At 45.0% G+C, this 7135-nt stretch carries 6 protein-coding genes; all 6 read left to right on the top strand.

Annotated elements, in window-relative coordinates; translation table 11 throughout:
* The first annotated feature begins 204 nt into the window (after window positions 1-204).
* Window positions 205-444 (top strand): thioredoxin family protein, encoded by a 240-nt coding sequence (locus JF818_RS08685; protein ID WP_198891622.1) that lies wholly within the window; start codon window positions 205-207, stop codon window positions 442-444.
* A 31-nt stretch (window positions 445-475) separates the two neighbouring features.
* Window positions 476-1660 carry a permease gene (locus JF818_RS08680; protein ID WP_198891621.1) on the top strand — a complete coding sequence of 395 codons (1185 nt, stop codon included), beginning with the start codon at window positions 476-478 and terminating at the stop codon, window positions 1658-1660.
* Window positions 1661-2274: 614 nt separating this feature from the next.
* Complete coding sequence (locus tag JF818_RS08675; protein WP_198891620.1) at window positions 2275-3300, top strand: rod shape-determining protein; 1026 nt, start codon at window positions 2275-2277, stop codon at window positions 3298-3300.
* 13 nt (window positions 3301-3313) lie between these two features.
* On the top strand, window positions 3314-4342 hold the full coding sequence (locus JF818_RS08670; protein WP_198891619.1) for a rod shape-determining protein: 1029 nt from the start codon (window positions 3314-3316) through the stop codon (window positions 4340-4342).
* Window positions 4343-4354: 12 nt separating this feature from the next.
* Window positions 4355-5404, top strand: coding sequence for a rod shape-determining protein (locus JF818_RS08665; protein WP_198891618.1), 1050 nt, complete (start codon window positions 4355-4357; stop codon window positions 5402-5404).
* An 82-nt stretch (window positions 5405-5486) separates the two neighbouring features.
* The gene (locus JF818_RS08660) at window positions 5487-6941 is read left to right on the top strand and encodes an EAL domain-containing protein (protein ID WP_198891617.1); all 1455 of its coding nucleotides are present in this window, start codon (window positions 5487-5489) and stop codon (window positions 6939-6941) included.
* Window positions 6942-7135 lie beyond the last annotated feature (194 nt).

Raw genomic sequence — 7135 nt, 5'->3', positions numbered from 1 at the left:
CAGTAGGAACGAGAAAAGAGCGCCTCAATAATAGCAAGCCTCATTGGGTGGCCAAGCGTCTTGAAACGTTTTGCAGTATCTTCAAACTGTGCAGCATCATATTCGTTCATGGTTGCAATGTTGCAAAAAATGGAAACTTTGTCAATGAATCTGGTTGACATTGCAATAATAGTTTCCAATAATGGAAACATAGGAGATGAACACATGGTCATACAGATACTCGGGACAGGATGTCCCAAATGCAAGACATTGGAAGCAAATGCTGTCAAAGCAGTTGAAGAGGGAAACATCGTTGCAACGATTGTGAAGGTTACCGACCTCGACGAAATCATGGATATGGGTGTCATGATGACCCCCGCCCTCGCAATTGATGGCGATGTGAAAAGCATGGGGAAGGTGCTGAACAAAGATCAGGTGCTTTCATTGATCAAGGAGAGTCTGTAATGCAATTCCTTGTTCCCATGGAGGTGCTCCAATGGCGATGAAGCAACTTACTCCTAACAAGAAACTTCTGATGATAGCCGGGATTTTCCTGGCAATCTTTTTTACTCCCTTCACCCATCCGCGTGTTGCAGGGGCAATTCAGGAAGCGTTCCTCATGCTGGCCGACTATGCACATGAGCATGTGTTGCTCTGTGTAGTTCCGGCGATGTTCATTGCAGGGGCTGTTGTGGTATTTCTCAACCAGCAGGCTGTAATGAAATATCTCGGTCCTAAGGCGAAGAAACTGGTGGCGTATTCAGTTGCTTCTGTTTCAGGGGCAATCCTGGCAGTCTGTTCCTGTACGGTATTGCCTCTTTTCAAGGGCATCTACAAGAAGGGTGCAGGACTTGGTCCCGCAGTCTCCTTCCTCTATAGTGGCCCCTCGATCAATATTTTGGCGATTATTCTTTCCTATAAAGTGTTTGGATGGAAGATGGGATTGACCAGAATGATTGTAGCCATCGTCTTTGCCTTCGTGATCGGATTGCTCATGCATATGATCTTCCGCAAGGAGGACGAGAAACGGCTCGCTGACGAGCGCCTGTTCAAGGATATGGGGGGCCCTGATGCACGTTCCCTTCCCCAGATGGCTCTCTACATGGTTTCCATGATCGGTATCCTGGTTTTTCTCAACTGGGCACCAAGCCAGGGTTCAAGTACCATTTGGGATTTTATCTATGAGTCCAAGTATTGGATTACCGGGGTGTTTGCCTTGCTATTGGCATACGCCTTGATCAGATGGTTCACCAAGGATGAGATGAAAGAGTGGGGCGGAGCAACCAGGGACTTTGCACTCCAGATTCTTCCCTTGCTCTTCGCTGGCGTGTTGGTTGCTGGATTCCTGCTGGGTAGACCCGGTCAGGAAGCACTTATCCCAACGGCATGGGTTGCATCATTGGTGGGAGGGAACTCTCTCTTCGCCAATTTCTTTGCAGCAATTTCCGGGGCATTCATGTACTTTGCAACCCTCACAGAAATTCCCATCGTACAAGGGCTATTGGGAGCAGGAATGGGTCAAGGTCCAGCACTGGCATTATTGCTTGCCGGTCCAAGCCTCTCCCTTCCATCTATGCTGGTCATTGGTGGAGAATTGGGATTCAAGAAGACTGCGGTCTACATAGCTTTAGTAGTTTTCTTTTCCACCTTGGCAGGATTTGTTTTTGGAATGATAGCCTAATAGTTCCTCAGGAGAGAGTGCGGGAGTTACCGAAAATCTACGGTAGCTCCCGTTGTCTATACCCTTCCAAATTTCATGATTTATATACCTCAGACAAGAAAATATTGGTACTATACCTATCCTAAATCCCTACAAATACCTGTAGCATTATAGGTGGATGAGGCCTTTTTTTTTGTATTCATATTCCTCAAGAACGCCATTCAAACCATTTGTCATGCTGATAGTACAAAAGTAATGTAAATTTATTAATAACCAGACATTTGCCATTTGTCACAATTGCTCTTACATCGATAATTGTATGGTAATAACACAAACTATTAATACATAATAGATTGAATACAAAATGCATATAAATACGTATTGACACGTGTCCAAACAGTGTATTCTTGAGCACAACTTATGTCACTGACATATGTTATAAGTCCTTGTATTATAAAGAAAAATATAAAATTTTATTCTTGACAGCCAAATTTGTGTGTGATTTACTGAAGCGGAGTTTTAAAACAGATATGCATTGGATAAGGTTACAAAAAAAATACATCTGAGACGTTGAAGTTTTGAATTAGAAGCATTTTTGCTTTTGATATTTTGGAAATTTCCGCTGGAGGGAAAACATGAAGGAAAAAACAAATTTATCAGTGGGTGTCGATTTAGGTACCTCGAACCTTCTCATTTATGTTGAAGGGCAAGGTACACTGTTCAATGAACCTTCGATCATTGCAATTGACAAGGCAACTGGTAATGTAGTCTCAGTTGGGTACGAAGCAGCAAAACTGGATGGGAAGACCCATAGCAAGGTTGAGGTAGCCAGGCCACTACAGGGAGGAGTAATCTCAGACATTCAACTGATCCGAGAAATTCTCCTCTTTACCTTGGACAAGATTTTTCTTTCGAACTTGGATTCGATCAGCAGGCTCTTGATCTGTATTCCTTCAGAAATTACCAACACAGAGAAAGAGGCGATTATCGAGCTTGGCCACGGACTTGGAATCCAGAATACCGAAATTGAACAAGAGATAAAGGCAGGTGCTCTTGGTTCTGGTGTAGATATCTTTGCACCAAGAGGGCATATGGTGATTGATATTGGTGGTGGTACGACGGATTTTGGGATTCTGTCGCTTGGGGAAGTGGTACTCTCCAAATCAATCAAGATTGCCGGCGATTATTTTGACAAACAAATCATCGACTATGTGAAAACCAGCCATAAGCTGGAGATCGGAAATCAGACAGCAGAAAGAATCAAGATTTCGCTTGCTTCTCTCACTGGACCTTTCCCAGTAGATGAAGATGGTGCTCCTGTTGTGACTGAGGCTATGGGCCGTGACCTGGTCACTGGTCTTCCTCGGCAGATTCTCCTGCACCCTGAGGAAATCAGGGAAGTGCTTCTCAATTGCTTTGATCCCATTAAGTCCATCTTGCTGGCAACCCTGGAAGAGACACCTCCAGAGCTGGCAGGGGATTTGGTTGATTCTGGGATTCTGTTGACAGGTGGTTGCTCACAGATTCCTGGAATCAAGGAGTATTTCACTGATATTGCCCAGATTCCGGTATATCTCTCTGAGGTACCTCTCTCTGCGGTGATAGATGGATGCAAGAAGATGCTCAAAATGACAAATCGGCATTTTTATAGTGAACTATAGGAAGGGTATAAGAATGAGTGCAGCAATGGTACATGACAAACTTGGGTTGGGAATAGATCTCGGAACCGCAAATTTATTGGTGTTCCTTGAAAAAAAAGGAATCATATTCAATGAACCTGCAGTAATTGCGTTTGATAGGGAATCCGGGAAAATCGTAGCGGCTGGAGAGGATGCCCATAGAATGTTGGGTAAGGTCCACTCCAAAATTGCAGTGATAAAACCATTGAAGAATGGTGTTATCTCAGATATGCGCGCAGCAAAGGCTTTGCTGACGTATGTGCTTGGAAAGATTGAGAATCTCACAGAGAAAGATCTTTCAAAGACTACCTGTGTGATCTGTTGTCCGTCTGAAGTGACAAAGATTGAACGCGATGTTATGGCTGATCTTGCAGCCAAGATGAAGATCACCGATGTGTTCATCGAGGAAGAGATCAAGTCAGGTGCACTGGGAGCTGGTGTTGATATTTTCAAATCCAAAGGAGTGATGGTAGTCGATATCGGTGGTGGTACTACAGATGTCGGTATTATTTCTTTTGGTGATATTGTGCTTTCCCGTACCATACGGAAAGCAGGAAGTTTCATGGATGATGAAATCTCCAAATATGTAAAAAAGACCCAAAGTGTTGAGATCGGGGAACTGACCGCCGAGAAAATGAAGATTGAATTGGGTGACTTGCATGTGGATGCAAAAAATGTCGTGAATCGATATGCAGGAAGGGATATGGTGAAGGGGATTCCCAAATGGGTCATGCTTTCAACCCAGGAAGTCCAGACGGTACTGAATCCCGTATTCGATGAAATAGTAAAACTTATTACTGGTGTATTGAAGGATACCCCACCGGAGCTCTCAGCAGATATCTACAAGCATGGAATCCTTCTTACCGGTGGATGTGCCTTGATTCGGGGAATTGAGGAATACGTCAAGGAACGGATTCAGGTTCCTGTGAAAGTGGTCCAGAACCCGCTTACTTGTGTTGCAGAAGGTACTAAGTATTTACTGAAAAACCGCGGAGACTACCTCGTTAATCCGCTTCAACTGTAGGAGATTTTCATCATGGCAATCACCATCCGAAAACAAGAGAAAGAGACAAAAAGTGTAGTTGGGAAAAATATTGGAATAGACTTGGGAACTGCTAACATCCTGGTCTATGTCGAAGGAGAAGTGATCATCACCAATGAACCTTCGGTTATCGCATTTGACTATGAGACCAATGAGGTACTGGCTACAGGAACCATGGCGGCCAACATGATCGGAAAGGGTCATCATGGTATCAAGATTGTAAGCCCGCTGAACCAAGGTGTCATTTCTGACATCGAGGCTACCAAGAAACTCATTGAGATCTCCCTGCATAAGATTGAGAACATCAATATCGATATCACAGAGTCAACGCTTCTGCTCTGCTGTCCTTCTGAGGTAACCCAGTTGGAACGGGATTCGTTCATGGATCTGGGCAACAAGCTCGGGGTCAAGGATGTATTCATTGAGCAGGAAGTGAAAGCTGGAGCGATCGGGTCAGGCCTTGATATCTTCAGCAGTAACGGATCGATGATCATTGATATTGGCGGAGGATCTACCGATATTGGGGTACTCTCCTTGGGCGATATTGTGGTATCTGAGTCCAATCGTATTGCAGGTAACTATTTTGATGGTGAGATCATGGACCATATGCAGTATAAGCATGGCCTGCTCATTGGTAAGAAAACTGCTGAGCGGATCAAGGTGGAAATTGGTTCCTTGAGACAGAAGATTGAGGAACCGAAGGAGACCTGGGTGAGTGGACGTGATGTAGTTACCGGACTACCCAAGAAAATCACGATTACTGAGGATGAAATTCGTGATGTTCTGGTCAAGCCATTTGAATCAATCGCCACCATGGTATTGAAAGTGCTGCAGAATACTCCACCTGAGCTCTCATCCGATATTATCGTGAACGGCATTTATATCAGTGGAGGAGGAGCAATAATCGATGGTGTTGATGAGTTCCTCCATCGTAAGGTTGGTATGGATTTCCACATCTCCAAGCGTCCCATGACGGCAGTGGTTGATGGAACCAAGCTTTTGCTGAAGAACCGGGGAAGCTATTTCGTAAAGCCAACCGATTAAGTGAAGGGATGAGCGCAGACCTTTCTTTCCTGAATTGGAAGGAAAGGTCTGATCCCCAATTTCTACTGAAAAGGAACGCCTTATGAGAATCATGCAACGTCACTGTATGGTAGTTGGAAGTGTCTTCTTCCTCGCTCTATTGACCAGTCTTTACTACACAAGATTTATTCTCAGTATCTTCTTTGCCTTGCTATTCCTCATCAGTATAAGCATTGGGTTCCTGATTTCTGGAAAAACAGGGCCCTGGGGATTTTCCAACAGGTCGCTTACAAGATGGCTGAAAAGTCATCAAGCCAATTTGGACTCGGTTTTCTGCCTCTACGTTTCCATCCATGCAAGAGGAGTTTTCCAATCCTGCGTTGATCGTCAGGAACTGGAAGTGGTGTATACTTGCTGTACGCAAGAGCTGATGGGCTATTTTGGGGTGGGGAATGTCCAGAGGATGACTCATGATGAGTTTGCCATACTCCGGGATTTTCCCTCATCAACCGAAGTCGATGAGAAGGAGAAAGTTGAGTACCAGACCATCGTATGTCAAACCATCACTGACCGTCTCAATGGATTGCTTGGTTCCATGGATACGAGCAGGCTGCCTCCATTCGCGGTAACAGTTGGGTGTGCTTCCTCTGGTCTGCGGTATCGTATGGATACCCTCGAGCAACTTGTCGATCTGGCTTATGTTACCGAGGAAACGGCAAGGAAGAGTCGCAAGAAATTCCTTGTAGCTGATGAAGTGATACGGGCGAGAAAGCTGGACATTGATGAGTGTAAACAGGGATTCCTGACCGAAGGATGGGAAGATGAGTTCAATCCATTCTTCCAGCCGGTCATCGATCCTGCTTCCTTCTCCGTTGTGGGTGCTGAGAGCTTGGCCAGATGGCAGCTTGGAGGCTTCAGGGTGTTATCAGCACAGGTGTTCAGGGATGTAGCTTGTGAATTGCACCACATCACCACCATTGATTTGACCATTATATCAAAGACGTTTTCAATCATTCGTCGCATGATGATGGCGAGGATTGTCCCTTATACCTTCAAGACGGTAATCAATGTGAGTGATGAGAGTCTGAAGAAGGGGTTTGCAAAACGTATGTTCTTTCTAGCGGAGCAGCATGGATTGCATCCCTCCCAGATAGAGTTTGATATCAAGGACTCTGCCTTGGCATTTCCTGAATCCCTGTTGGTAATCAAGGAACTAAGAGAAACTGGATTCAGGGTTTCCCTTGACGTCTTTACTGAGACGGCGTTTGATCTCCAAGCATTGGTGAGAGCTGACTTTGATATCATCAAGCTGGATTTCAGGGCATTCTCGCCTCAGCTGCAACAGGTATATGCGGCATTGAAAGAGGCAGCAGAGAAGGGTGATGTTGAAATTCTTGCAAAGGGAATTGAAAACAAGGTTGTTCTCGATGCTGCCATGGCACTTGGATGCAAGTATGTGCAGGGTAACTATTTTACGCAGCCCATTCCTGAATCAACATTTGAAGTGTTCATGAAGAAATATCAGCAGGGCCTTGATCTGGGCTCTTCGCTAGGGTAGAAGGGATCTTCTTCCCTATTCGCGATACTGCTAAGACCCTATTGTCCATGCTATTCCCTGAACATCATGAAGTTGAAGTTTTGGGGAATAGGATAACGTTCCTTGACAATCTTGGCCACTTCGTCCTCGCCTACCTCAGGATGTGTTTCACTGTAGAGGATGGATTGGTAGGAGAACCATAGGCTGTTTAGGGG

The sequence above is a fragment of the Sphaerochaeta sp. S2 genome, assembly GCF_016406725.1.
Lineage (GTDB): Bacteria > Spirochaetota > Spirochaetia > Sphaerochaetales > Sphaerochaetaceae > Sphaerochaeta.
This window is presented reverse-complemented; position numbering and strand designations above follow the sequence as displayed.